21 protein-coding genes and 1 pseudogene are annotated in these 24,579 nt (G+C 71.2%); 13 read left to right on the top strand and 9 right to left on the bottom strand.

Features of this window, described 5'->3' with window-relative positions:
- Positions 1-149 precede the first annotated feature (149 nt).
- Positions 150-1,415, top strand: a complete 1,266-nt coding sequence (locus tag ACIHCX_RS19400) for an amidohydrolase family protein (protein WP_400030942.1) — start codon at positions 150-152, stop codon at positions 1,413-1,415.
- Positions 1,416-1,655: 240 nt separating this feature from the next.
- Complete coding sequence (locus tag ACIHCX_RS19405; protein WP_400030944.1) at positions 1,656-3,173, top strand: APC family permease; 1,518 nt, start codon at positions 1,656-1,658, stop codon at positions 3,171-3,173.
- A gap of 392 nt (positions 3,174-3,565) precedes the next feature.
- On the opposite strand, the pseudogene ACIHCX_RS19410 reads toward ACIHCX_RS19405, so the two are convergent.
- The 3 genes and pseudogenes from ACIHCX_RS19410 to ACIHCX_RS19420 form a co-directional block, all read right to left on the bottom strand.
- Positions 3,566-3,931: pseudogene (locus ACIHCX_RS19410) on the bottom strand (AraC family transcriptional regulator); the annotation flags it as partial.
- Between the two features lie 63 nt (positions 3,932-3,994).
- On the bottom strand, positions 3,995-5,164 hold the full coding sequence (locus tag ACIHCX_RS19415) for an amidohydrolase family protein (RefSeq protein ID WP_400030946.1): 1,170 nt from the start codon (positions 5,162-5,164) through the stop codon (positions 3,995-3,997).
- Entirely contained in the window at positions 5,161-6,579 is a 1,419-nt protein-coding gene (locus tag ACIHCX_RS19420; RefSeq protein ID WP_400030948.1) for an MFS transporter, read from the bottom strand. The genes ACIHCX_RS19415 and ACIHCX_RS19420 overlap by 4 nt, the downstream gene beginning before the upstream one ends.
- Positions 6,580-6,690: 111 nt before the next feature.
- Here ACIHCX_RS19420 and ACIHCX_RS19425 point away from each other — a divergent pair, with 111 nt between their 5' ends.
- From ACIHCX_RS19425 to thrS, 8 genes are all read left to right on the top strand, one after another.
- Positions 6,691-7,602, top strand: a complete 912-nt coding sequence (locus ACIHCX_RS19425; protein ID WP_400030950.1) for a MurR/RpiR family transcriptional regulator — start codon at positions 6,691-6,693, stop codon at positions 7,600-7,602.
- A 135-nt stretch (positions 7,603-7,737) separates the two neighbouring features.
- Positions 7,738-8,352 carry a helix-turn-helix domain-containing protein gene (locus ACIHCX_RS19430; RefSeq protein WP_400030952.1) on the top strand — a complete coding sequence of 205 codons (615 nt, stop codon included), beginning with the start codon at positions 7,738-7,740 and terminating at the stop codon, positions 8,350-8,352.
- Between the two features lie 108 nt (positions 8,353-8,460).
- Entirely contained in the window at positions 8,461-9,660 is a 1,200-nt protein-coding gene (locus ACIHCX_RS19435) for an NAD(P)/FAD-dependent oxidoreductase (protein WP_400030954.1), read from the top strand.
- Entirely contained in the window at positions 9,657-10,073 is a 417-nt protein-coding gene (locus ACIHCX_RS19440; RefSeq protein ID WP_400030956.1) for a (2Fe-2S)-binding protein, read from the top strand. The genes ACIHCX_RS19435 and ACIHCX_RS19440 overlap by 4 nt, the downstream gene beginning before the upstream one ends.
- Positions 10,070-11,551 carry an FAD-dependent oxidoreductase gene (locus tag ACIHCX_RS19445; protein WP_400030958.1) on the top strand — a complete coding sequence of 494 codons (1,482 nt, stop codon included), beginning with the start codon at positions 10,070-10,072 and terminating at the stop codon, positions 11,549-11,551. The genes ACIHCX_RS19440 and ACIHCX_RS19445 overlap by 4 nt, the downstream gene beginning before the upstream one ends.
- A 49-nt stretch (positions 11,552-11,600) precedes the next feature.
- Positions 11,601-12,533, top strand: coding sequence for a dihydrodipicolinate synthase family protein (locus ACIHCX_RS19450; RefSeq protein WP_400030960.1), 933 nt, complete (start codon positions 11,601-11,603; stop codon positions 12,531-12,533).
- Entirely contained in the window at positions 12,533-13,567 is a 1,035-nt protein-coding gene (locus ACIHCX_RS19455; RefSeq protein WP_400030962.1) for a proline racemase family protein, read from the top strand. Before ACIHCX_RS19450 ends, ACIHCX_RS19455 begins: the two co-directional genes overlap by 1 nt.
- Positions 13,568-13,820: 253 nt before the next feature.
- Entirely contained in the window at positions 13,821-15,056 is a 1,236-nt protein-coding gene (gene thrS, locus ACIHCX_RS19460; protein ID WP_400030964.1) for a threonine--tRNA ligase, read from the top strand.
- A gap of 145 nt (positions 15,057-15,201) precedes the next feature.
- Here the strand turns inward: thrS and ACIHCX_RS19465 are convergent, their stop codons facing one another.
- Together ACIHCX_RS19465 and ACIHCX_RS19470 are read right to left on the bottom strand one after the other, a co-directional pair.
- Positions 15,202-15,561 (bottom strand): hypothetical protein, encoded by a 360-nt coding sequence (locus ACIHCX_RS19465; RefSeq protein WP_400031352.1) that lies wholly within the window; start codon positions 15,559-15,561, stop codon positions 15,202-15,204.
- Positions 15,562-15,922: 361 nt separating this feature from the next.
- The gene (locus ACIHCX_RS19470) at positions 15,923-16,672 is read right to left on the bottom strand and encodes a helix-turn-helix domain-containing protein (protein ID WP_400031354.1); all 750 of its coding nucleotides are present in this window, start codon (positions 16,670-16,672) and stop codon (positions 15,923-15,925) included.
- A 283-nt stretch (positions 16,673-16,955) separates the two neighbouring features.
- On the opposite strand from ACIHCX_RS19470, the gene ACIHCX_RS19475 reads away from it, so the two are divergent.
- Both ACIHCX_RS19475 and ACIHCX_RS19480 read left to right on the top strand, forming a co-directional pair.
- Positions 16,956-17,621, top strand: a complete 666-nt coding sequence (locus tag ACIHCX_RS19475; protein WP_400030966.1) for a DUF4097 family beta strand repeat-containing protein — start codon at positions 16,956-16,958, stop codon at positions 17,619-17,621.
- Between the two features lie 210 nt (positions 17,622-17,831).
- Positions 17,832-20,066 carry an ArnT family glycosyltransferase gene (locus ACIHCX_RS19480; RefSeq protein ID WP_400030968.1) on the top strand — a complete coding sequence of 745 codons (2,235 nt, stop codon included), beginning with the start codon at positions 17,832-17,834 and terminating at the stop codon, positions 20,064-20,066.
- 31 nt (positions 20,067-20,097) lie between these two features.
- Here the strand turns inward: ACIHCX_RS19480 and ACIHCX_RS19485 are convergent, their stop codons facing one another.
- Complete coding sequence (locus ACIHCX_RS19485; protein WP_400030970.1) at positions 20,098-20,727, bottom strand: class I SAM-dependent methyltransferase; 630 nt, start codon at positions 20,725-20,727, stop codon at positions 20,098-20,100.
- Between the two features lie 138 nt (positions 20,728-20,865).
- On the opposite strand from ACIHCX_RS19485, the gene ACIHCX_RS19490 reads away from it, so the two are divergent.
- The gene (locus ACIHCX_RS19490; protein WP_400030972.1) at positions 20,866-21,414 is read left to right on the top strand and encodes a DinB family protein; all 549 of its coding nucleotides are present in this window, start codon (positions 20,866-20,868) and stop codon (positions 21,412-21,414) included.
- A gap of 82 nt (positions 21,415-21,496) precedes the next feature.
- On the opposite strand, the gene ACIHCX_RS19495 is transcribed toward ACIHCX_RS19490, so the two are convergent.
- Genes ACIHCX_RS19495 through ligK form a run of 3 tightly spaced genes read right to left on the bottom strand, consistent with a single transcriptional unit; the run spans position 21,497 to position 24,565 of the window.
- Positions 21,497-22,879: an MFS transporter gene (locus tag ACIHCX_RS19495; RefSeq protein ID WP_400030974.1), complete on the bottom strand. Its 1,383-nt coding sequence runs from the start codon at positions 22,877-22,879 to the stop codon at positions 21,497-21,499.
- A 52-nt stretch (positions 22,880-22,931) separates the two neighbouring features.
- A complete protein-coding gene (locus tag ACIHCX_RS19500; protein ID WP_400030976.1) occupies positions 22,932-23,855 on the bottom strand; it encodes an amidohydrolase family protein in 924 nt (307 codons plus the stop codon).
- A 26-nt stretch (positions 23,856-23,881) separates the two neighbouring features.
- Positions 23,882-24,565, bottom strand: a complete 684-nt coding sequence (ligK, locus tag ACIHCX_RS19505) for a 4-carboxy-4-hydroxy-2-oxoadipate aldolase/oxaloacetate decarboxylase (protein ID WP_400030978.1) — start codon at positions 24,563-24,565, stop codon at positions 23,882-23,884.
- Positions 24,566-24,579 lie beyond the last annotated feature (14 nt).

The following is a 24,579-nucleotide window of genomic DNA, read 5'->3' on the forward strand; positions in this document are numbered from 1 at the left end:
CCTAGTGCCCACCAGGTGAAAGAAGGCCTTGCCTGGTATTCGGTATACCAAGTAGCTTGTGCGTGCCCTTCGGCCCGCACGGCGCAGTCCGGTGTCCGCGGCCCCGGTCGAGGTGCACGGAAATCACCCTCACGCGTTCGGAAAGTCCTATGCACAGCAGCACCTCGTACCCCTCCGTCCTGGCCGATGTCACGCTGCCGGACGGCCGACGCGCAGACGTGTCCCTGCGTGACGGCCTGATCGCGGCCGTCGATGAGCGCGTATCGCCCGCCGAGGAACCGACCGGTACGGTCGGCGGCGCGGACGACGGGCGCGTCGACCTGGGCGGCGCGCTCCTGCTCCCCGCGTTCGTGGACGGGCACTCCCATCCGGACAAGACGTTCCTCGGGGCGCCCTGGCAGCCGCACGTGGCGGGCAGGACGATCCGCGAGCGGGTCGCGGCCGAGCTCGAGACCCGGCAGCGGCTCACCGTGCCGGTGGCCGAGCGAGCCCTGGCACTGGTGCACCGAATGGTGGGTCACGGCACCGGACACACCCGCGCGCACGTCGACATCGACCCGCGCTCCCGCCTGGCGAACCTGCATGCGCTGCTGGAGGTCCGCGAGCGCGTCCGCGACCTGATCACGATGCAGATCGTCGCCTTTCCACAGAGCGGAGTGGTCACCGCGCCCGGCGTACCGGACCTGCTGGACGCGGCGCTGCGCGAAGGCGCCGACCTCGTCGGCGGCCTCGACCCCCACGGCTTCGACGGCGACGTCGACGGACAGCTCGACGTGGTCTTCGGGCTTGCCGAGCGGCACGGCACCGGCGTCGACATCCACCTGCACGACCCCGGCGAGGCCGGCGCCGCACAGCTGCGTGCCATCGCCGCCCGTACCGGCGCGCTCGGCCTCGGCGGCCGGGTGACGGTCAGCCACGCCTACTGCCTCGGCGACGTCGAGGCCGCCACGTTCGCCCGTACCGCCGCGGCGCTCGCACAGGCGGGGGTGTCCATCCTCACCAACGGGCCCACCGGACCCATGCCTCCCATGCTGCGGCTGCGTGAAAGCGGCGTCCGTGTCTTCGCGGGCTCCGACAACATCCGCGACGCATGGTGGCCGTACGGGACCGGCGACATGCTGGAGCGCGCGACCATCGTCGGTCTGCGCTCCGACCTGATGACCGACGACGAGTTGCGGACCGCGGCCTCGCTCGTCACCACGGAGGCCGCCGCCGCGCTGGGCCTGGACCGCTACGGGCTGCGGCCGGGCAGCCACGCCGACCTCGTCGCCGTCGCGGCGGGAAGCGTCGCCGAGGCGGTCGCCGCACACCCCAGGCGCCTGCTGGTCATGCACGCCGGCCGAGTCCTCGCCACCGACGGCTGCCCGGTGGCGGGCCTGCCGACCCCCGAACCGGGTGCCCAGCGCGCCTGGTGACAGGGGCCGACCGTACCGCCCCCGTACGCGCCCGAGCGGAGCGCGACCTTCGCCGGGTCACCCGGATCGTCCGAAGCGCGCCACGGGCGCACCCCCTCCCCCGCAGTGACCGGATCACGGCGGGCGCACAGCCCTCTCCCAGGAGCATCCGGAAAACCACCGGTCTCTTCCTCTTCCTCCCGAAGTGCCCATCACCTTCCCTCTCCTGAGGGCCACTCAGCTCACCCAGCTAGGAGTCCCATGCCTGTCTCCAGCGGCTCCGGCGGCGCCCCCGTCGCACGCCCGAGCGCCCCCGTTCCCCCGGCCCCGGACACCGGGACGCCGCCCACCGAAGGCGGCACCGCCCTGAGCAGCGCCGCCATCGGCGTGTTCGACCTGGTCTTCTTCGTGGTCGCCGCCGCCGCACCACTGACGGCCGTGGCAGGCGTCGCCCCGGCCGCCATGGCGATGGGCGGGATCGCCACGCCCCTGGGATACGTCCTGTCCGGCGGGCTGCTGGCGCTGTTCGCGGCCGGGTTCACCGCGATGAGCCTGTACGTCCGCAACGCCGGAGCCTTCTATGCCTACGTGGCCCGTGGCCTGGGCAAGGCCACCGGCATCGGGACGGCCTACGTCGCGGTCCTCTCGTACAACCTGGTGGAGATCGGGCTCGTCGCCTGTTTCGGCTTCTTCGCCTCGGGCGGCGTCGCGGACCTCACCGGGTTCGTCGCGCCCTGGTGGGTCTGGTCGGCGATCTGCATCGTCGCCGTCGCTGTCCTCGGCTGGCTCCGGGTCACCCTCAGCGCCAAGGTGCTCGGGCTCGCGTTGGTCCTGGAGGTCGTCGTCCTGCTGATCCTGGAGGGCGGCGTACTGGGCCACCGCGGCACGGCCGCCCTGGACCCCGCCGTGCTGAACCCCGGGTCGCTGGGCGGTGCGGGTGTGGCGGGCATGTTCGTCCTGGCCATCGGCGCGTTCACCGGCTTCGAGGCGACCGCGATCTACGCCGAGGAGGCCCGCGAGCCCAGGCGCACCGTGCCGCGGGCCACGTTCATCGCCGTCGGCTTCCTCGCCGTCTTCTACGCCTTCGCCGTGTGGGTGGTCATGGGTGCTTTCGGCCCCGAGGACGCCGTGCGCATCGCGCGGGGCGGGGGTGGGCCCGACATGGTGTTCAGCGCTGCCGGCCGCTTCGTCGGCTCCTGGCTGCCCGACCTCATGCACGTACTGATCATCACCAGTGCCTTCGCCGCCACCCTCGCCTTCCACAACGCCGCCGCCCGGTACATGTACGCCCTCGGTCGCGAGGGACTGCTGCCCCGTCGGCTCGGCCGCGTCACCACAGGCCACGGATCCCCCGGCACCGCCGTGGTCGTCCAGAGTCTTCTCGCAGCCGTCTTCATCGCCGCCGGAGCCCTCAGCGGCGCCGATCCGTACGCGGTGGTCTTCCTGTGGCCGAACGGCACCGGTGTCCTCGGCATCATGGCGATGCAGGCCCTCGCCGCCCTCGCGGTGTACGGATTCTTCCGGCGCGACCGCCGCGGCGTCTCCAGCTTCCGGGCACGGTGGGCACCCCTGCTCTCCTTCCTCGGGCTGAGCGTGCTCACCGTCCTCGCGGCCCTGCGGTTCGACCTGCTCACCGGAGCCTCGGGCATGGTCAACGTCGCGCTGCTCATCCCGCTGCCCGTGGTGTTCTGCGCGGGTCTCGTCGTGGCGCGCCGCATCCGACGCACCGACCCGGAGCGGTACGCGCAGTTGACCACCGTCGACGTGGAACGCGACTGATCCGGGGCGAGCACCGAACAGCCCCCTGCGAACCAGCCGCCTCACGCCCCGCATGCCGCGCCGGACATCTCACCGAGCGCGGCCGGGCGTGGGGCCGCTGGTTGCCGCTCTGCGGCAGGGTGCTGCGGAAGAGGGAACGCCGCGGCGTCGGTCCGGCCGCCCCGCCAGCAGGGCGGCAAGGCTCCGGTCCGGGTCGGCCAGGCGGCGCCGGCGGGCGAAACCGGACGAGCGGATCCGGCAGCAGGAAGCACGGGTGGCCGAGTCGGGCCGGCTTGCCCTGGATCCGCCGTGCTGCTTGGGCGGTGGCCGTCCAGTGCGGGCGCGCCGGGCGCTGTAGTCCCACTTCGGCGATGAACCTGCGGTGCCAGGCCGGCAGGGTCCCGGGCAGGGTGTCAGCGGGGTGTGAGGTCGCCCGCGTGGATGGCACGCATGGCGCGCTCGACAGTCTCGTGGTTTTCGCCGACGGGAGCCACGTAGTCGAGGACGCCACGTGCGGCGTCCTCTCCGAGCGTTCGGGTGATCACCCAGGTGGCGAGGTACTGGGAGGCCAGGCAGCCGCCGGCTGTGGCGATGTTCCCCTCGGCGTGGAACGGCGCGTCCAGCACGGTGATGTCGCAGGCTTCGACGAAGGGCCGGCTCGTCCTGTCAGTGCAAGCCGGCATGCTGCCCAGCAGCCCGAGGCGGGCCAGCACGAGCGCGCCGGAGCACTGCGAGCCGATCAGCTGTCGCGAAGGGTCGAGCGGCAACATGGACAGCACAGGAGGCCCTGCCTTCAGGCATGCCCCGGCCGAAGAACCCCCGTCCGAGACCGGAGCGATCCACTACAGGGTGTTCTTGACGAAGCCGCCGCCCTTCATGATGAGCAGAAGACTGCGTTCGGGGTCGGCGAGCAGACCGATGTCCTCCAGTGGGTTTCCGTCGACCACCAGGAGGTCGGCGTGGGCGCCCGGTACGATCTCGCCGACGCTGCCCACGAGCCCGGCGATTTCGGCGCCGGTGACCGTCGCCGAACGCAGGATGTCGGCAGGCTTCTGCACCTGGGAGCGCAGCTGGAACTCCATCGACTGGTGCGCGTGCAGCGGGCCGTGCAGGTCGGTGCCGTAACCGATGCGGATCCCCGCGCGGTCCGCCAGCGCCAGTGCCTGGATCCCCGCGTCCCTCACGTGGTGGAGCTTGGCCAGGCTCTCCGCGGACAGGGCGTGCGGCGCGTCCTCGCGGGCCAGCGCGAAGAACGACGCCAGCGTGGGCACGTAGAACGCCTCGTGCTGCCGGAAGAGTTCGATGCTGGAACCGTCGATGAGGTTGCCGTGCTCGATGGTGCGCACACCCCAGCGCAGTGCCCGGTTGACGGCCTCGGCCGTGTACGCGTGCCCGGCGACGTAGCGGTGGGCCAGGGCAGCCTCGTCGACCGCGGCGCGGATCTCGGCTTCGGAGAACCCCAGTGCGTCGATCCGCATCGAGGAGATCACGCCGCCGCTGACGGTGAGCTTCACGTGGTGTGCGCCGAGGGCCATCTGCCGGCGGATCGCCCGGCGCAGCTCGGTCTCGCCGTCGCAGATCTCGGTCAGGCCGTGGCCGCCGGTCGGCGCGATGATCGGACCGCCGTAGAGGACCCGGGGCCCCTCGAACAGCCCTTCCTCCACGGCGCGCGCCACGCCGTGGTCGGCGCCCCCCATGTCCCGGACGGTGGTGAAACCACGCAGCAGCATCTCGCGCAGCAGCCGGGAGACCCGTGCCGCGGCGTAGTAGGGCGACCACGAGCGCAGTTCGGCGAAGTCCGAGCTGGCCTGGGTGGCGTGGACGTGCGAGTCGATCAGGCCGGGCATGAGGACCCGGCCCCGTAGATCGATCACCGTGGCGTCACCCGCGTGGGCCTTGGCGTCGGCGACCTCCTCGATGCGGCCGTTCCGGATCACCACCGAGCGGTCGGGTATGAGCTCGCCCGCCCGGGGATCGAGTACCGTCGCGTTGCGCAGGATGATCGGGTTCACCGGTGTGCCTCCTGGAGTGTGTCGGTGGAATCGGCCGCCTCGGTCAGTTCCTCGAGCGTCCGGCCGTTGGTGCTCACCCCGAAGAGCACGACCACCACGGCCCCTGCCGCCAGCGCGCCGGTCACCATCGCGAACACCCCGCCGAAGCCGAGCGAGGCGTACAGCACTCCGATGACGATCGGGGCCGAGATGCCGCCGATCCGCCCGAAGGCCGATGCGGCGCCGGAACCGGTCGCCCGGATCGCGGTGGGGTAAATTTCCGGGCTGTAGGCGTAGAGGGCGGCGTACGTGCCGTTCATGAAGAACGACAGCAGCGCGCCGAACAGCAGCACCCGGAGGTCGCTGCCTCCCCGGGAGAGCAGGTAGGCCGACAGCGCCCCACCGGCCAGGTAGACCGCGATGGTGCGGGTGCGGTCCATTCGCTCGCCCACGAACGCCGCCGAGTAGTAGCCGGGAATCTGCGCGAGGGTGATCAGCAGCGCGTAGGTGAAGCTCTTCGACATGGTCATCCCCTGCTGGACCAGCAGTGAGGGAATCCAGGTGAAGAAGCCGTAGTAGGCGAAGGTGACGCTGATCCACAGGAGCCAGAGCACCGCGGTGCGCCGGGCCATGTCGCCGCGCCAGAGCCCGGTGAGGCGTTGCAGGGCTCCCGCGGGTTGCCGCGTCGGAACGGCGGGTGCGGTCGGAGCCGGTACCGGCGGAAGTGGGGCGCCAGTGGCGCGTTCGACGCCCGCCTCCAGTTCGGCGACGACCGCCTCGGCTTCCGCCAGCCTGCCTTGCTGCACCAGCCAGCGAGGGGACTCCGGCAGCCTGCGTCGCCACCACAACAGCATGAGCACGGGCGCTGCGGTGACCAGTTGGGCGAAGCACCAGCCGTCGGGGAAGGCCGGCACGAAGAAGCGGCCGAGGAGCGCCGCCGCGACGTAGCCGAGGGAGAAGAAGCCGGCGGTCGCGCTGACGAACACCCCCCGGATCCGGCCCGGCACGAACTCGGACATGAAGGCCGGGATGACCGCCGCTTCCGCGCCGGCGCCGATCCCGGCCACCAGGCGGGCCGCGAAGAAGAACTCCCAGTTCGGTGCGAACGCGGCGACCGCGGTGGCGCCGCAGTACAGGAAGAGTGCGTACATCATCACCCGTCGGCGCCCGATCGTGTCGGCGACGAGTCCGGCCGAAAGCGCGCCGATCATGATCCCGATCAGCAGGGAGCTGCCGAGCACCCCTGTCTGCCACGGGGCCAGGTGCCACAGCGGTGTGACGGCGGGGAGGACATACGAGACCAGGGAGCCGTCCATGCCGTCGAAGGCGATGCCGAGGCCACCCATGAACATCAGTCTGAAATGCGGACGGGATACCGGAAGGCGTTCGAGACGGGCCAGTAGTGAGGGGCCGCTGCTCGCCTGTGGTGCCGACATGGCACCTCCTTCAAGCCAGAAGGGGAAGGTCGCGATGGCGAGCACCTTACAGGCACGTGTTGTTGCAAACAACGGTCAATGCAATAAGCCATGCATGGGCAAAATAGGGGTGTGATCGATGAAGGTGCAAACGTCGCGGAGTGGCTCGACGCGGTGGTCGCCGACGTGCGGCTGGGCCCGAAGGCCATGCGAGTCCGCCAAGTCCTGACGACTCAGCCGACCTACTGCTCGTACGCCACCGCCGCCGAGGTGGCGGTCCGAGCCGAGGTGAACGCGGCGACGGTGGTCCGCTTCGCCCAGAGCCTCGGGTACCCGGGATGGCCTCAGCTGCAAGGGGAGTTGCGCGCCGTCTACCTTGCCCACCGCTACGACTCCGAGCCGTCGGCCGAGCACCACGGCGGCCTGCTGGCGTCCGCGTTCGCCCGCGACGCGCAGAACCTGCGGTCCCTGGAGCAGTCGTTCGACTTCGACACCGCGCGTGCGGTCGTCCGTGCCATCAAGGAGGCACGCCGCACGGTGGTGGTCGCCTCGGGCACGCATGCGGTCGGCGCCGCCACCCTCGCCATGCTCGCGGTGAGCCGGGGGTTCCCCGTCGCCTACGAGGACCGGGGCGGGCCACAACTCGCCAACGCCGTCGCCGGTTTGGGCGAGCACGACTGCCTGGTGGCGTGGAGCTTCTGGCAGCACTACCGGCAGACGGTGGCCGCGCTCCGCCTCGCCCGCGCGGCGGGTGTGGTGACCTGCGTGATCACGGACACCCACCATTCCCCCGCGGCGCGGGAGGCCGACCATCTCCTGGTGATCCCGACCGAGGGTGTGGCCAACCTCCAGTCGATGACCGTTGCGACCAGCGTGGCGCACGCGCTGGCCGCGGAGCTCGCCGCCACCGACCCGGCGGCGAGCCGGGCCGCCGCCCAGCGGGTGGACGCCGTCTGGCGGGAGATGGATCTCTTCGCCGAGGACGAACCGAGCGAGGGGAACGTCCCGGGTGACAGCGTCCGCCGGGAACGCGAGAAGTCGTGACGCCGGCGCCCTCCCCGGTCGCCGTCTTTCTTGCCATGCCGCAGGGTGAGGCCCGATCCTGATCGGGATAGCGAACGATACTGCTGGACGTCCGTACGGTATATCGAACGGCGGCAGGGGAGAAGGGAAGGGAACGTGAGCGTCCCCGAGGGCTCGGTTCGGCACGTGCTGGCCGCCAATCTCAGACAGGCGAGGACCCGCCGGGGGTTGTCGATCTCCGAGTTGTCCCGGCGCTCGAAGATCGGCAAGGCGACGCTCTCGCAACTGGAGTCGGGAGCGGGCAACCCCACCATCGAGACGGTGTTCAGCTTGTCGCGCGTGCTGGAGGTGCCCCTCTCCGACCTGTTGGACGCCCCGCCCGCCGGCGGGCTCACCGTTGTACGCGCCAAGGACGCGGAGGTGCTGAGCGGCGAGGGGGTGAATCTGCGCCCGCTGCAGCGGATCGAGTCGGGCGACGCCGTCCTCGAGGTTTTTGACCAGCAGGTACGAGCCGGCAAGCGGCAGGAGTCGCTCGGTCATGTGGGGACCGAGCACACCATCGTGCAGGCGGGCCGGCTCGGTGTGCGGGTGGAGGGGCGCGAGGTCGAGCTGGGCCCCGGCGACTACGTCGGCTTCGATGCCGGGGTGCCGCACAGCTACACGGCGCTCGACGGCGAGGTGCGCTCGGTGCTGCTGCTCCAGTACCGGGCCGATCAACGGCTGCATCTGTCGGACGCGACGCCCGGTGACGCCTGCGCGACAGAAGGGTGACGGCCCGCGGCGCAGTGGAGGGGAGGATTCGGTCCGGCTCGACCGTTGACACGCTCCGTGCCGCGTCATAGCTTTCCGTTCGTTCGGTTCAGCGAACGAGGAGGTTCGATGTACGGAACGCGGGTGGCGGTGCTGGGCGCCGGGATCGTCGGCGCCGCCTGCGCTCGCGAGCTGGCCCTGGCCGGAATCGAGGTCATCGTCGTCGACCGCGGGGCAGCCGCTTCGGCGACCACCTCCCACGGCGAGGGCAATGTGCTCGTCTCCGACAAGGGGCCGGGTCCGGAGCTGGAACTCGCCCTGATCTCCCGGACGTTGTGGCCGCAGGTGCTCGCCGAGGTCGCCGAGCGGTCCGCGCACGCGGCGCACGCGGTGGAGTGGGAGCCCAAGGGCGGCATCGTCGTGGCGACGACCGGCGCCGGAGCCCAGGGGCTGGCCCGGTTCGCCGCCGACCAGCGCGCGGCGGGGGTGCGCGCCGAGGTGCTGGACGCCGAGGCGCTCGCCGAGGCGGAGCCGTACGTCACCCGTGAGCACACCGCGGCCCTGTACTACCCCGAGGACGCGCAGGTGCAGCCGGCCGGAGCGGCCGCCGCCCTGCTCGGCGACGCACTCGCGGCCGGTGCGACCCTGTGGACGGGCTGCGAGGTGCTGGGCGCGGCCACCCGCGGCGAGCGGATCACCGGGGTCCGTACCTCGGCCGGCCTGCTGGAGGCGGACGGGTTCGTCAACGCGGCGGGCCCCTGGGCCGGTGAGCTGTCCACCCGCCTCGGCGCACCGGTGGATGTGCGGCCCCGCTGCGGTGACGTCCTGGTGACCACGCCGCTGCCGCCGATGGTCTTCCACAAGGTCTACGACGCGGACTACGTGGGCGCGGTCGGTAGCAGCGCCGAGGATCTGCAGACCTCCGCGGTCGTGGAGTCCACCCGCGGCGGCAGTGTGCTCATAGGCTCCTCGCGCCGCCGGGTCGGCTTCGACGACCGGCTGCGCCCGGAGGTTCTGTCGGCCATCGCGGCGAAGGCACTGCGACTGTTCCCGACGCTGGCCAAGGTCCCGGTGATGCGTGCGTACGGCGGTTTCCGGCCGTACGTCCCCGACCATCTGCCGATCATCGGCGCCGATCCCCGGCTGGCAGGTCTCTGGCACGCGGGCGGTCACGAAGGTGCCGGGATCGGGCTGTCGGTGGGCACCGGACGGCTGCTGCGGAATCTGATCCTCGGTGAGCCGACGGACATGGACGCCACCCCGTTCCGGGTGGACCGTCCGGCCGTGCTGGGCGAGAGCGCACCCCCTGCCAGTGAGGAGACGGCATGAGCCCCAGACGTGTCCGCGCCGAGTCCGACGCCGTCGGCCGACAGGACCGGCCGCTGCGGATCACTGTCGACGGCGAGCGCGTCGACGGCATCGCGGGCCAGACCATCGCCGGCGTGCTGCTCGCCGCCGACCGGCCGGCCTGGCGACGAGGACGCTCCGGCGCGCCCCGCGGGGTGTTCTGCGGGATCGGCGTCTGCTTCGACTGTCTGGTGACCGTGGGCGACGAGCGTGACGTACGCGCGTGCCGCCGCCGGGCCCGCGACGGCGATGTGGTGACCACCCAGACCCGGCAGTCGGCGTCGGACCTGCCGCGGGATCCGGAGACCGTGTCGTCTCCGCAGTCGGAGACCGCCCAGGAGCCGGCCCCCGGGGCCCAGGGGAACGCCAAGTCATCCGGATCGGGGGAGCGATGACACGACGTCATGTGACGGTCGTCGGCGCGGGGCCCGCGGGCCTTGCCGCCGCGGAGGCCGCGCTGAGCGCCGGCGCCCGGGTGACGCTGATCGACTCGGCGGACCAGCCCGGCGGCCAGTACCACCGGATGCTGCCCGAGGCGTACGGCGCCGCCCGTCCCGAGGTGCTGCACCACGGCTGGAAGGCCTTCGACCGGCGCCGCCGCCGGGTGCTCGCCCACCCCCGGTGCGCCTGGTGGGCCGAGACCTCGGTATGGGCGCTGGAGCGCCCCGACCCGGAACAGCCCGGGGTGCCGCGGGTGCATGTGCTGCGCGGCCCGGCTGACGGCGGCGAGCGCCGCCGGACGACACTCGACCCCGATGCGCTGGTGCTCGCCGTCGGCGCCCATGATCGCGTCCTGCCCTTCCCGGGCTGGGAGTTGCCCGGTGTCTTCACCGCCGGTGCGGCGCAGGCGCTCGCCAAGGGGGAGCGGGTCGTGGTCGGTGATCGGGTGGTGGTCGCCGGCACCGGACCGTTCCTGCTTCCGGTGGCGGCCTCGCTGCTGGAGGCCGGTTCCCAGGTGCTGGGGGTGCTGGAGGCCAACACCCCGGGCACCGTGGCCCGCGGCTGGTCGCGGCGTCCGTGGCAGCTGGCCGCGCAGGCCGGCAAGACCGGAGAACTCGCCGAGTACACCGCTTTGTTGCTCCGCCACCGGGTGCCTTACCGCGCGGGCCGCACCGTCATCGAGGCGCGCGGCGACGGCCGGGTCGAGGAGGTCGTCACGGCACGGCTGCGTGCGGACTGGTCGGTGGTGCCGGGCAGCGAGCACACGATCGCGGTCGACGCGGCGTGCGTCACGCACGGCTTCAGCCCGCAACTGGAGTTGCCGGTGGCCGCCGGATGCGCCCTGCGCGGCACGCCGGGCGGCGAGTTCGTGGACGTCGACGACGACCAGGCCACCAGCTGTCCCGGCGTGTACGCGGCCGGCGAGATCACCGGCATCGCGGGCGCCCCGGCCGCGCGGGCGGAGGGCGCGCTCGCCGGCTGGCTCGCCGCCGACGGCGACCCGGATGCGCCCGCACTGCGTCATCTGCGCCGTAGCCGGGACCAGGGTCGCGCGTTCGCCGAGCGGCTGGCCCGGGCGCACCCGATCGGTACGGCCTGGCCGGCGTGGCTGCGCCCCGAGACCGTCGTCTGCCGCTGCGAGGAGGCCGACTACGCCTCGCTGTGCCGGGCCGCCGCGGACCGGGCGAGCGCCGCCGCGCGGGTCGCCAAGCTGGAGACCCGGGCCGGGCTGGGCCCCTGCCAGGCCCGGATCTGCGGCCCCACGGTCGCCGAGCTGAACGCCCGGCTGTCCGGTGAGCCCGCCGACCGGCCGGTCGAGGGTCTGCCGGCGCCCGCACCGCACCGGCGTCCGATCGCCCAGCCCATCCGGCTCGGCGAACTGGCCGCCGCCCCCGATCCGTCCCCCGAGGACCCGACCTCTCACCACCGCTGAAAGCTCGACTCTCTGCGACTGTCAACTTCCCTTCCAAGGAGAAGAGTTCATGAGCGACACCAAGAAGCAGGCCCTGTCTCTCGGGGGCGTGGTGGTGGCCACCGCCCTTCCCTACTCCGAGGACGCCTCCGCCCCGGCCGGTCTGGCTGTGGACTACGACCGTTACGCCGAGCACTGCCGCTGGCTGGTGGAGAACGGCTGCCACGGCGTCGGCCCGAACGGCTCGCTCGGCGAGTACTCCTCCCTGACGGACGACGAGCGACGCAAGGTCGCCCGGACGGCGATCGAGGCGGTCGGCGACTCGGGCGTCGTGGTCGTCGGTGTGCACGGCGCCGGCTCGCACCAGGCCAAGCACTGGGCCGAGGTCGCGGCCGAGGACGGGGCAGACGGGCTGCTGTGCCTGCCGCCGACCATGTACCGCGCCAACCGCGGTGAGGTCCTCGCCCACTTCGAGGCCGTGGCCTCCGTCGGCCTGCCGGTCATGGTCTACAACAACCCGATCGACACCAAGGTCGACCTGACCCCGGACCTGGTCGCCGAGATCGCCCGGATCGACAACATCGTCGCGATCAAGGAGTTCTCCGGCGACGTCCGGCGCGTCCTGGAGATCAAGGAGCAGGCGCCCGGCATCGAGGTCATCAGCGGCGCCGACGACGTGGTTCTGGAGAGCCTGCTGATGGGGGCCACCGGCTGGTTCGCCGGCTTCCCGAACGTCTTCCCCGCGGAGTCGGCGCGCCTGTACGATCTCGCCGTCACCGGCAAACTCGAAGCAGCGCGGGCCCTGTACGAGCCGCTGGTTGCCGCCTTCCGCTGGGACTCGCGCACCGAGTTCGTCCAGGCCATCAAGCTCGGCATGGAGCAGGTCGGCCGGTACGGCGGCCCGTGCCGCCCGCCGCGCGGCCCGCTCACCCCGCAGATGCGCGAGCAGGTCCAGGCCGACATGGCCCGCGCCGTCTCCGCCCTCGAGAAGCGGTCCGCCTGATGCTTTCCCACAGCGTGAACGGCGTGGGTGGTGCCCCCACCGTCCGTACGATCAGCGCCGTCGACTCGCACACCGAGGGCATGCCCACCCGCGTCGTCACCGGCGGGGTGGGCCTCATCCCAGGCGACACCATGGCCGAGCGCCGCCGCTACGCCGTGGAGAACCTGGACGGGTTGCGTCGGTTCCTGGTCGACGAGCCGCGCGGGCACTCCGCGATGAGCGGTGCGATCCTGCAGCCGCCCACCCGCCCGGACGCCGACTGGGGCGTGCTCTACATCGAGGTCAGCGGCTTTCTGCCGATGTGCGGTCACGGCACCATCGGCGTGGCCACCGTCCTGGTGGAGACCGGGATGGTCGAGGTCACCGAACCGGAGACCAGGGTCCGTCTCGACACGCCGGCCGGGCTGGTCGAGGCGCGGGTGACGGTCAGCGACGGCCGCGCCGAGAAGGTCACCCTGCGCAACGTGGACGCCTTCGCGCTCGAACTCGACGCCGCCGTCACGGTCCCGGGCCTCGGCGAGGTCCGCTACGACATGGCGTACGGCGGCAACTTCTACGCCATCGTCGAACTCGACCGGCTCGGGCTGCCGTTCGACCGGGCACGCAAGGACGAGATCCTCTCCGCCGGCCTGTCGATCATGAAGTCCATCAATGAGCAGAACCGGCCGGTGCACCCGGTCGACACCCTCATCGGCGGCTGCAAGCACGTGCAGTTCCTGGCTCCGGACTCCACCGCCCGGCACTCGCGCAACGCCATGGCCATCAGCCCCGGCTGGTTCGACCGCTCTCCCTGCGGCACCGGCACCTCCGCCCGGATGGCCCAGTTGTACGCGCGCGGTGAACTGCCGCTGAACACCGAGTTCGTCAACGAGTCGTTCATCGGCACACGGTTCACCGGCCGGCTGCTGGAGACCACCGAGGTCGGGGGAGTGCCCGCCGTCGTCCCCGAGTTCTCCGGCCGCGCCTGGATCACCGCCACCGCGAACTATCTGCTCGACCCGAGCGACCCCTTCCCGCACGGCTTCGTGCTCTAGAGCACCCGGCACGGTTGCGTGCCCCGGAGCTCGCAACGGCTCCTTCCCTCGCAGCCCGGACGTGACAAGGAATGACCGTGTGGCCATCGCTTCATCCTGCTAACGTGTCCGACATGAAGCGCGCTGCTGTGACGACGACGCCGGAGAGTGTCCCGGCGCGCTGACAGACGATCTGATCCGAAGCCCCGGGGCAAGTGCCCCGGGGCTTCGTCGTAGGCCCGGTCACTTGCTCCGCAACCGCAAGGAGACCGCGATGACCACCAAGCACGACCACCGCAAACTGGGCCGTGAACTGGGCCTGTTCGACACCGATCCGCTGATCGGCGCCGGCCTGCCGTACTGGCTGCCCGATGGCGCGGCCGTGAGGCACACCCTGGAGGAGTACATCCGTACCGCCGAGCGGCTGTCGGGCTACCAGCACGTGTACTCACCGGTACTCGGCAAGCGGGAGCTGTACGAGATCTCGGGGCACTGGGCGCACTACAGCGACGACATGTTCCCCCCGATGGACCTCGGCGGGGAGCAGGTCGTCCTGCGGCCGAGTCTGTGCCCTCATCACGCCGTGATCTACCGCTCCCGCTCCCACAGCTACCGCGAACTGCCGCTGCGCATGGCCGAACTGGGCGGCATGTACCGCTCCGAACTCTCGGGCGTGCTCGGCGGACTGACCCGTGTGCGGGCCATCCAGCTCAATGACGCGCACATCTTCTGCACCCTGGACCAGGTCGCCGAGGAGGCGCAGGCGGCGCTGGAGATGATCCGCCGGGCGTACGAGGCGCTCGGCATCACCCCGACCCGGCACCGGCTGTCCCTCCCGGGCCCCGGTGGCAAGTACGTTGCCGCACCCGAGAAGTGGCAACGGTCCGTCGCCCTGCTGACCGACGTCCTCGACCGCTCCGGCCTGCCCTACGAGGCAGCCGAGGGAGAGGCAGCGTTCTACGGCCCCAAGATCGACGTCCAGGTCACCGACGGCGCCGGCCGGGAGTTCACCCTGTCCACCGTCCAGATCGACTTCCACCAGCCCGAGCAGTTCGACCTGCACTACATCGGCGCTGACGGCGCCAAGCACCGCCCGGTCATGGTCCACCGCAGCGTCATCGGCAGTGTGGAACGTGCCGTCGCCCATCTCATCGAACAGCACGGCGGTGCTTTCCCTGCCTGGCTCGCCCCCACTCAGCTGGTCATTCTCCCGATCTCCGACACCGAACTGCCGAACGCCGCGGCCCTCGCCCAACGCTGCACCCGCCTCGGACTGCGTGCCCAGATCGCGGGACCGGACCGCGGCAGCCTGGGCGCCCGTATCCGAGAGGCCCGCCTGGTTCCCTACCAAGCAGTCATCGGCGCCAAGGAGGCCGCTGACGATCACGTCGCGCTGCGCTTGCGTGACGGACGCCGACTCGACCCGCAGCCGGTCAGTGACGCACTCACCCACATCAGCGCTCTCGTCAGGGCCCACAGCACCGACCTGTGGGCCGATCCCACCGCATAGCAGCGCCGCGATCAGCACCTCGACTTGACCATCAGCATCAGCAGACCGACCCCGGCCTCGCCCAGGTGGGTGAGGCCGGGGTGACGGCATTCGCACAGTTCCAGCCCGTGCCCGGCCCCGGGCGGCGTCCTCTCCCGCAGGTGGCTCAGTGGAACTCGTGAACCAGCTGGATCTTGCCGACGATGTGAGCGTTGAACTCGTCAAGCTCCCCGGCCGGTACCCACAGTTCCAGTATCGTCTGTCCGCCTGCCTGCTGGACCGGGTACCTGCACAGGAAGGCGGACTCGACTTCGAAGCGGGTGACGAAGCCGGCGCCGTCGTGCTTGACGTTCCAGTCCCGCGCGATCTTGACGGCGTAGTCCTCGTTGAGGACCGGGTAGAAGATCGGCTGCTCGGGAAGCCGGGGTGGCCAGGCGCGCCAGTCCAGCTCACACACCAGCTCCAGTTCCTTGGGGCCGGTGGGACGCCACAGAGTCGTCGTTGCTTGCTGGCTGGTCACCGGAATCGCTCCTGGGCGGGTCCACCGCCGATGCGGCTGGCTGGGAGCCCGACGGTATCGACAGCCCGTGTACGGCGGCCACCGGGTTTCGAGCTTGGTTCCAGGGCAACCGGGCAAGCTGTCGGTGGCAACTGTTACGTATGTCGGCGTGACCGACGACGAGATCATCCACAGAATCCGAGAGCAGGATGTGGCTGGCGAACTGCCGCCACCTGCGCCGCCCGAGGCCGTGGCCGGCCCGTACTGCACAGATTGCTGAGACCGCCCTCCACCGTGCACCGGATGAACCGCGCGCAGATCTCCGCGTCCTCGTCCCGGGTGCTCAGGGGCAGCAGGCGCGGTAGGTGCAGTACGGCGAACGCGATTGTCACGGACGACCCGGTTCGGCGGGGTTGGTCGAGGTCGTGTCGGTTCTGGTGTAGAGGACCTCGCGACCCTGCTCCGCGGCGCGGATGAGTCCTTCGCTGACGAAGTCGAGGAAGCGGGCGGCGTTCTCGAGGCGGTTGGCGGCCGGGGTGCCGCGGCCGAGGATGTCGACGCCCTGCCGTGCGGTCTCGATGAACTGGTCGTTGGCCCGGGCGCTGCGGATCATCGACTGGTACCAGAGGTCGTCGTCGACGACGTAGCGCTCGCGGCGGTGTCCGTCGCGTTCCCTGCGGACGAGGTCCAGGCCCTCGAGGAACGTGATCGCTTTGGAGACGGACGCCGGGCTGACCTGGAGGCGCTGGGCGAGTTCGGAGGCGGTGAGGCTGCCGGTGTCGGTGGTGTAGAGGCAGCCCAGCACCCGGGCCATCATCTTGGGCAGGCCCGAGGTCATGAGGACGGTGGTCAGGTTCTCCTGGTAGTCCTGCACGGCCTCGGCGTCGCGTCCGTGGGGTTGCGGGAGTGCCTGCGGCCCCCCGGGCGCGGCCTGCCTGCGCCGGTGGGTGCGCTGCTGGGTGGCCCGGTGGGCGAGGTCGGCGCGGTAGCCGGTGGGGCCGCCGTTCCGCGTCACCTCACGCGTGATCGTGGAGGTGGGTCGGTCGAGACGGCGGGCGATCTCGGCGTAGGCCAGGCCGTCGGCCAGTCCCACCGCGATCTGCTGGCGCTCCTGCTGGGTGAGTCTGCCTCCCGGCATCACGACCTCCTTCATGCCACGTGGGCGCTCCATGGGTGCTCCATGGGTGTCCCGCGGGGCTGTTCGGTGTTCCTGGACGCCACCACCATAGCGTTCATCCTCATTTCATTGCAACGAGCGACTCTCTGTTGTTGCGTTAAGTGGGAGGGTGTTGCAATGATTAATGCCATCTCACCTGCATAGATGCTGTTGCTAAGCAAAAGACTTGTTGTCGGGAGTTGGAAAGCAACGTAGTGTTTCCAGTGTTAGGAAACAGGGAGTCGCAAGCATAAGGGAGAGCACGATGCAGAAGTTCGACACCCCCGCCCCGATCTCCGCCGTCCTGGACATCCCCGCGGGACGCGTCCTGTTCATCGCTGCGGACCGGGCGGACACCGCGGTCGAGGTCCTGCCCTCGAACGCCTCGAAGGGCCGCGACACGAAGGCAGCGGAGCAGACCACGGTCGAGTACGCCGACGGAGTCCTGCGGATCGGGACTTCGGCGACGAAGAACCAGTACCTCGGCCCCTCCGGGTCTATCGAGGTGACGGTCAAGCTGCCCGCCGGTTCCCGGGTCGAGGCCAAGACGGCCAGCGCCGAACTCCGGACCGTCGGCCGTCTGGGCGACGTCGCCTTCGACGGTGCGTACCGTCAGATCAAGCTGGACGAGACCGCGAGCCTTCGTCTCACCGCGGTCGACGGCGACGTCGAGGTCGGCCGGCTGGGCGGGCCCGCGGAGATCAGCACCACCAGGGGCGACATCCGGATCACCGAGGCCACGGGCGGGAAGGTCGTGCTCCGCACTCAGTCCGGCGACATCACCGTCGGCGCCGCTGCCGGCGTCTCGGCCACCCTGGACGCGGGCACCAGCTACGGCCGCATCAGCAACACCCTCAAGAACGACGGCACCGCCGAGCTGGAAATCCGCGCCACCACCTCCCACGGTGACATCACCGCCCGGAGCATCTGACAGGTGCCGAGTGTGTGGCCGGTCGTCACGTCCGCATGGTCCGGGACCTCATCGTGGCGATCGCCCACGGTCGGCGTCCCGGCGGGTGCGAACACGACGACGCCTCGTCCTGGCCGTCGCGGTTAAAGGATTTCCCTCGGGGGATGAGAAATTCCTTGAAGCGGGTTTCTTTTACGTAGTCGGCTCGTGCGATACCGAAGACTGCCGTGCATGGCTACGACAGTCCTCGCCCCGAACGCCGCAGGGACCGACCGCCGAGCGCCCTGGAGAGCGCCGGCGGACCAGCCGGCCTACGCGCGCCCCGCGCTGCTGGTCATCACCGTGCTGGCCGCCGTGCTGTACGCCTGGGGGATCAACCACAGCCAGTACCACACGTTCTACGCCAACGCCGTCCGCAGCATGACGGAGAGCTGGAAGGCCTTCTTCTACGGTTCTTTCGACCCCGGAAATTCCATCACGCTCGACAAACTGCCGGGATTCCTCTGGCCGCAGGCGCTCTCCGCCCGCATCTTCGGATTCCACCCCTGGGCACTGGTTCTTCCTCAGGTCATCGAGGGCGTGGCGAGCCTGCTGGTCCTGTACCGGCTGGTGCGGCGCTGGGCCGGGGTGGAGGCGGCGCTCATCGCCGCCACGGCGTTCCTGCTGACCCCCGTGGCCGTGGGACTCTTCCGGACCGCCGTCGAGGACCCCGCCTTCACCCTGTGCGTGTTGCTGGCGGCCGAGGCGACCCAGCGGGCCGCCCGGGACGGCCGGTTGGGCCCGCTCCTGCTCGCCGGGGTGTGGGTCGGGCTCGGCTTCCAGGCCAAGATGCTGGAGGCGTGGGCGGTGCTTCCCGCGCTCGCCCTCGTCCATCTGCTGTCGGCGCCCATCGCGCTGCGCAGGCGGCTGGCGCACCTGGGCCTGTCCGCCGTGGTGATGGCCGCGGTCTCGATGTCCTGGATGCTCGCCGTCACCCTCACCCCGGCCAAGGACCGGCCCTATGTCGACGGCACCACCAACAACTCCGCCTTCAGCATGGTCGTCGGCTACAACTTCCTCAACCGTTTCTCCTCGCTCGGCATCAACGCGGCCTCCACGGGGAGCGTGAGCGCGACGCGGAACGGCGGAGGCCACCACGGTGGAGGCGGTCATGGCGGGCTCGCCGACCGTGAGGCCGGTGCGGTCACCCAGGCGAGCGAGACGGCCGGGACGAGCGAGGCGCGCCAGGCCGGGTCCGGTGGCAGGGGCGGCTGGGGCGGTGACCAGAACGGCTGGTCGAAGATGTTCGGCACGTCGCTCGCGTCGCAGACCGGCTGGCTCTACCCGATCGCCGCCGTCGCCGTCGCCTGCGGTGTGCTGTGGCGCCGGGGCCGGCCACGCACCGACCGGGTCCGTGCCGGATTCCTCCTGTGGGGCACCTGGCTGGCCACGTACTTCCTGGTGTTCAGCGCGGGCAGTGTCGATGGCCACACCTACTACATGGGCGTCATCGCCGTACCGCTCGCCGCGCTCACCGGCGGCGGCGTCACCCTGATGTGGCGTGCGTACCGTGCGGGCGGCCCCCGTGCGTGGGCGCTGCCCGGCGCGGTGGCGGCCACGGCGGCGTGGAGCGCGCATCTCGCCGGAAGGTTTCCGTCGTTCCTGCCCTGGCTGGCACCCGCCGTGGGTCTGCTCGGCCTGGGGGCCGTCGTCCTGCTGGTGGTGGGCCGTCGGCACCGTGGCGCCCCCGGCGGCCGGCTCGCGCTCGCCGGGCTGGCCGCGTCCCTCGCCGCGCTGCTGTTCGCGCCGAGCGCGTGGGCGGTGCAGGTCTTCAACCCCGCGTACGGCAGTTCCGGCATGGGCGCGGTCGGCCCCTCCGGCAAGCACCGCGGCCACCGTTCGGTGACGTCGGCGGGGGGCCGGACGGGGCAGCGCCCCTTGACCGGGGCCGGCAGCCCTGGGCAGACCCGGGGCGCGCCGGGTGCGCCGGGTGCGCCGGGTGCGCCGGGTGGCACGGGTGGCTTCCGTGTCCGCCGGGGCGACGGCCGACTCACCGCGACCCAGCGGGAGTTGCTCCGGTACACCACCGCGCACCAGGGCTCGGCCACCTACGTCTTCGCCACCACCCGCTGGAACGGTGCCTCCCCCTACGTCCTCGCCACCGGTGCCCATGTCCTGCCGTTGGGCGGCTACAGCGGCCGTGTGCCGTTCCCGACCGAGGCGCAGTTCCGGCACCTGGTCGCCTCCGGCAAGCTCCGGTACGTGCTGCTGGGCGGCGGCGGTCGCGGCATGGGCGCCCTGTTCGGCAACCGCACCGGCACCGGCAACCGCACCGCCACCGGTGCCACGCAGATCACCGCCTGGGTCCGGTCCGCCTGCACCCCCGTACCGACCTCCGCCTACGGCGGAACGGAATCCGCCGACGCGACGAAAACGCCCGGCGCACCGGGCGAGGAGCTGTACCGGTGCACTGCCGGCGCCGCGTGAACCGCCCCCGGCCCAGGCCATGGGGCATGCTCTAGTCGAGGCGGGCCAGCAAGTGGGCGTCGAGGAAGCCCCGTTCGGAGGCCGGGTCGTGGAGAAGCCGAGCGACCGTGGCGAGCCCGGCCCCGGCCAGCAACTCGGCGAACCGGTCCACCGGCCAGCTGTACGCGGGCGTCACCTTGTGATCGAAGCGGACCGGCTCCGGTCCCTCGGTCGCGAAGAACGAGACCAGGAGCAGGCCCCCTGGTGCCAGGACACGCGTCTGCTCGGCGAGCAGCGCGGGCAGTTCCCCGGGCGGGGTGTGGATCATCGAGTAGTGGGACAGCACTCCGCCGAGCGCGCGGTCCTCGACCGGCAGGGACTCCATGCGCGCCTCGTCGAACCGCAGCGCCGGATAGGCCCGCCGGGCATGGCCGACCATGGCCGGGGAGAGGTCGAGCCCGAAGGCGTCCAGCCCCAAGTCGTGCAGCATGGCCGTCAGATGTCCGGGTCCGCACCCGACGTCGGCTGCCCGCAGGTTCCCCGTCCCGCGCACCAGCTCGGCGAAGGTGCCGACCATGGCCCGCGTGAACGGCCGCGTCTCCAGCCGGTCAGCGAACATCGACGCGTAGAGCTCGACGACTCCGTCGTAGGCCGCCCTGGTCTCGTTTTGGTGTTCCGCCACGGGAGAGAAGCTAACACCCGTGCCGTTCAACGCCGTTCACGGCCGCTTGCACATGACGACTGAGGCGGCTTCCGTTCCCGAGCTGCCGGGCGAACAAACCGGTCGCGTCGGCGCAAGTCCAGTGGTTACAGTCCGCGGATGACTCGACAGGTTCCTGCCACAGGTGGCGAAAAAGAGAGTTTGCGCGTCAGTCTCGACCGGCACCGCGATGTCGTGCTCTGGAAACTGCAGGGTCTCGACGAGGACCAGCTACGACGGCGGATGACGCCGTCCGGGACCTCCCTGCTGGGGCTCGTGAAGCACTTGGCAGCCACCGAATACGGCTGGTTCAGCGAGACGTTCGGGCGTGAGACGGAACCTCTCCCGTTCGACGACGACGACCCGGACGCCGATCTGCGCCCAACGCCCTCGGAGACGGCCGCGGACATCGTCGCGTTCTACGGCCGGGCCCGTGCCGCGTCCGACAAAGTGATCGACGAGCTGGAGATCGACAGTCTGGGCACCGCATGGCACGGCGCATCCGTGTCCCTGCGCTGGACACTCATTCACATGATCGAGGAGACCGCACGCCACGTCGGGCACATGGACATCGTGCGCGAACTCCTGGACGGGCGAACGGGCGACCACCCGCAGGACTGGGATCGATCGCCGGGCGCCCGGCCCGGGGAACCCGGGGAACCCGCGTAGGGCCGGGGAGGCGGACACGGCGCGGGGTCCGTCTGTCGAGCAGCGGACCCCGCGCGGCTGCCGGCCCCGGCCGGCCCGGCTTTCAGGACGTCGCGGTGACGGACTGCGGCTGTATCCCCGCCTCGGCCTCGGCCGCCAGCCGCCGGCGGCGCGTGGCCGGCCCGAAGACGGCCAGCACGATGGCGCCGACGGTCCACGAACCGGCGATGAACATGAAGACCGCCTTGTAGCCGACGCCGTTGTAGATACCGGCGATCATCAGCGGGCCCACCGCGTTCGACAGGCGTCCCAGACCGTAGGCGACGCTGGTGCCCAGCGAGCGGCCGTTGGTGTTGTACAGCTCGGGGGAGTACGCGTACGCCAGGGCGGTGTAGCCGCGCTCGAAGAGGTTGACCAGGAACCCGAAGACGACGATGAGCACCGGGGTGAAGGTCAGCCCGTACATCAGTCCGGACGCGGCGATGACCAGCCCGAAGACCACCAGGCACCACTTGCGTTCGAACCGGTCGGTGACCATCGCCGCGAGGAAGGAGCCGAGCGGCGCGCCGACCGTGGTCAGGGCGACGTAGAAGATCGAGTCCTCCACGCTGACGCCCTCGGCGGCCAGCAGCGTCGGAGCCCAGCTGGAGTAGCCGAAGAAGCCGATCGTCTGGGTGATCCACAGGACCGACAGCAGGATCGTCGGGTACAGGAACTTCTTGTCCTTGAGCAGCCCCAGCCCCGGCTTGACGACCGGGCCCTGCGGCTTGGGCTCCTGCGCCTCGGGCAGCGCCCCGTGCTCGGCCGCCGCGCTCGCCTCGATGCGCGCCAGGACGGTCTCCGCCTCCTCGTGGCGGCCGCGGGACTCGAGCCACTGCGGGGACTCCTCGAGCTTGCGCACGAAGAACAGGAACAGCACGCCGAGCGAACCCCACAGGTAGACCAGGCGCCAGGACCAGTCGGACATCGGCACCACCGCGGAGGCGATGAGGTTGGTGGCGGGGGTGCCGCAGATGCCGATGACGATGGCGTACGCCTGGAACTTCCCGCGCTTGGCGGCGGGGAAGAGCTCACTGAGGTAGACGACGGCGACGACGGTCATCGCGGACAGGCCCGCCGAGGTCAGCACCCGGAAGACGCCGAGGGACCAGATGTCCCAGGCGAAGACGCACGTGAACGACCACAGGGTGAACCACAGCGTGGTCGCGGTCAGGGCGCGCTTGCGTCCCAGCCGATCGGCCAGCGCGCCGGCCACGATGGCGCCGATGAACATGCCCACGAAGGACAACGAGGTCACGTAGGCGACGTGGTTGACCTCGGCACCCCACTGCTCGCGCACCACCGGTGCCGTGATGGCGAAGGTGTTGATGTCCGCGAACTCGAAGAAGTAGGCGAACGCCACCGCGACGAGAGTGGTCTTGTGGAACTTGGAGATCGGCAACCGGTCGAGCCGGTTCGCCGCGTTGGTGGTGCGGATGTGCTGCACTGCACGCTCCTGGGAATGGGGGACCCGGCGGCATGACCGGGCCGAGGTGACGTCAGCGGGCCTCTTCGGGCCAGTACAGACGCATGGGGTTGTCGACGAGCAGGGCCTGCTGCCGGGCCGGCGTGGTCGCCACATGGGGGATGTGGTCGACGAGCAGACCGTCGTCGGGCATGTGGTCCTTGAGGTTCGGGTGGGGCCAGTCGGTGCCCCACAGGGCCCGGTCGGTGAACTCGTCGACGACCTTGCGGGCGAAGGGCACGACGTCCCGGTAGGCGTGCCGCTCCCCGTCCAGGGCGCGCGGCCCGGTCACGGTCAGACGCTCGGGGCAGGAGACCTTCACCCAGACGTCGTTGGCCTCCACGAAGCGCAGGAAGCGTGCGAACTCGGGCCCGTCCGGGCTCCGGGTGACGTCGGGGCGCCCCATGTGGTCGATGACGAGCGGCACCGGGAGGGAGGCGAAGAACGCCTCCAGGTCGGGCAGGTCCGCCGCCTCGAAGTACAGGACGACGTGCCAGCCCAGAGGCGCGATGCGGCGGGCGATGGCCTCCAGCGCGGCGGTGGGCGCGGCGTCCACCAGGCGCCTCACGAAGTTGAAGCGCACGCCGCGCACGCCGGCGTCGTGCAGGCGCCGCAGTTCCTCGTCGCTGACGTCGGGACGCACGGTCGCCACACCGCGGGCCAGGTGGCCGGCCGTGAGCAGGGCGTCCACCAGGGCGCTGTTGTCGGCGCCGTGGCAGGTGGCCTGCACGATGACGTTGCGCGTGACGCCGAGGTGGTCCCGCAGGGCGAACAGGTCGTGCTTGGAGGCGTCGACGGGCGTGTACTTGCGCTCGGGGGCGAAGGGGAACTCGGCGGCGGGGCCGAACACGTGGCAGTGGGCGTCGACGGCTCCCGGCGGCAGGACGAAGCCGGGTGTGCTGGGGCCGCGGTACCAGTCGAGCCAGCCAGGGGTGACCGTGAAGGCCTGGTCGGTCATGGGGAGTGCTCCTCGGGCTCGGGGCGTCAGTCGACGTAGGTCAGGCCGAGCTCGGCCAGGGGGCCGCGCATCGCGTACAGGTCGAGGCCCAGCTCGCCGGCCCGGAACCGTTCCCGCTTGCCCTCTTCCGCGGCCTCGCGCCGCGCGGCCGCCTCGGCGACCTCGGCGGCCCGGGCGGCGGGGACGACCACGACACCGTCGGTGTCCGCGACGACCACGTCACCGGGGTTCACCAGTGCGTTGGCGACGACGACGGGGACGTTGACCGAGCCGAGGGTGGCCTTGACGGTGCCCTTGGCGCTGATCGCGCGGGAGAAGACGGGGAAGTCCATCCGGCGCAGGTCGTCGACGTCGCGGCAGCCGCCGTCGATGACCAGGCCCTGGGCGCCTCGGGCGCGCAGCGAGGTGGCGAGCAGCTCCCCGAAGAAGCCGTCCTCGCTCTCGGTGGTGCAGCCCGCGACCACGACGTCGCCCTCCCGCACCTGCTCGGCGGCCACGTGCAGCATCCAGTTGTCGCCGGGCTGCAGCAGCACGGTGACGGCGGTGCCGCAGAGCCTCGCGCCCTCGTAGACGGGCCGGAGGTAGGGACGCATCAGGCCGAGGCGGCCCATGGCCTCGTGCACGGTGGCGACCCCGAACTCCGACAGGGCCTCGACCGCCGCGCGGTCGGCGCGTTCGATGTTCCGGTGGACGACTCCGAGGTGGTGCATGGTGCGGCTCCTTG

The organism is Streptomyces sp. NPDC052043, from assembly GCF_044548235.1.
Classification (GTDB): domain Bacteria; phylum Actinomycetota; class Actinomycetes; order Streptomycetales; family Streptomycetaceae; genus Streptomyces.

What these genes read in the sequence shown, in the direction of transcription:
- ACIHCX_RS19490 (WP_400030972.1), top strand. Translation starts at nt 20,866, where the DNA reads ATGACTCGACAGGTTCCTGCCACAGGTGGCGAAAAAGAGAGTTTGCGC.
- ACIHCX_RS19445 (WP_400030958.1), top strand. Translation starts at nt 10,070, where the DNA reads ATGACACGACGTCATGTGACGGTCGTCGGCGCGGGGCCCGCGGGCCTT.
- ACIHCX_RS19455 (WP_400030962.1), top strand. Translation starts at nt 12,533, where the DNA reads ATGCTTTCCCACAGCGTGAACGGCGTGGGTGGTGCCCCCACCGTCCGT.
- ACIHCX_RS19475 (WP_400030966.1), top strand. Translation starts at nt 16,956, where the DNA reads ATGCAGAAGTTCGACACCCCCGCCCCGATCTCCGCCGTCCTGGACATC.
- ACIHCX_RS19440 (WP_400030956.1), top strand. Translation starts at nt 9,657, where the DNA reads ATGAGCCCCAGACGTGTCCGCGCCGAGTCCGACGCCGTCGGCCGACAG.
- ligK (WP_400030978.1), bottom strand. Translation starts at nt 24,565, where the DNA reads ATGCACCACCTCGGAGTCGTCCACCGGAACATCGAACGCGCCGACCGC.
- ACIHCX_RS19405 (WP_400030944.1), top strand. Translation starts at nt 1,656, where the DNA reads ATGCCTGTCTCCAGCGGCTCCGGCGGCGCCCCCGTCGCACGCCCGAGC.
- ACIHCX_RS19470 (WP_400031354.1), bottom strand. Translation starts at nt 16,672, where the DNA reads ATGCCGGGAGGCAGACTCACCCAGCAGGAGCGCCAGCAGATCGCGGTG.
- ACIHCX_RS19420 (WP_400030948.1), bottom strand. Translation starts at nt 6,579, where the DNA reads ATGTCGGCACCACAGGCGAGCAGCGGCCCCTCACTACTGGCCCGTCTC.
- thrS (WP_400030964.1), top strand. Translation starts at nt 13,821, where the DNA reads ATGACCACCAAGCACGACCACCGCAAACTGGGCCGTGAACTGGGCCTG.
- ACIHCX_RS19400 (WP_400030942.1), top strand. Translation starts at nt 150, where the DNA reads ATGCACAGCAGCACCTCGTACCCCTCCGTCCTGGCCGATGTCACGCTG.
- ACIHCX_RS19500 (WP_400030976.1), bottom strand. Translation starts at nt 23,855, where the DNA reads ATGACCGACCAGGCCTTCACGGTCACCCCTGGCTGGCTCGACTGGTAC.
- ACIHCX_RS19435 (WP_400030954.1), top strand. Translation starts at nt 8,461, where the DNA reads ATGTACGGAACGCGGGTGGCGGTGCTGGGCGCCGGGATCGTCGGCGCC.
- ACIHCX_RS19450 (WP_400030960.1), top strand. Translation starts at nt 11,601, where the DNA reads ATGAGCGACACCAAGAAGCAGGCCCTGTCTCTCGGGGGCGTGGTGGTG.
- ACIHCX_RS19480 (WP_400030968.1), top strand. Translation starts at nt 17,832, where the DNA reads ATGGCTACGACAGTCCTCGCCCCGAACGCCGCAGGGACCGACCGCCGA.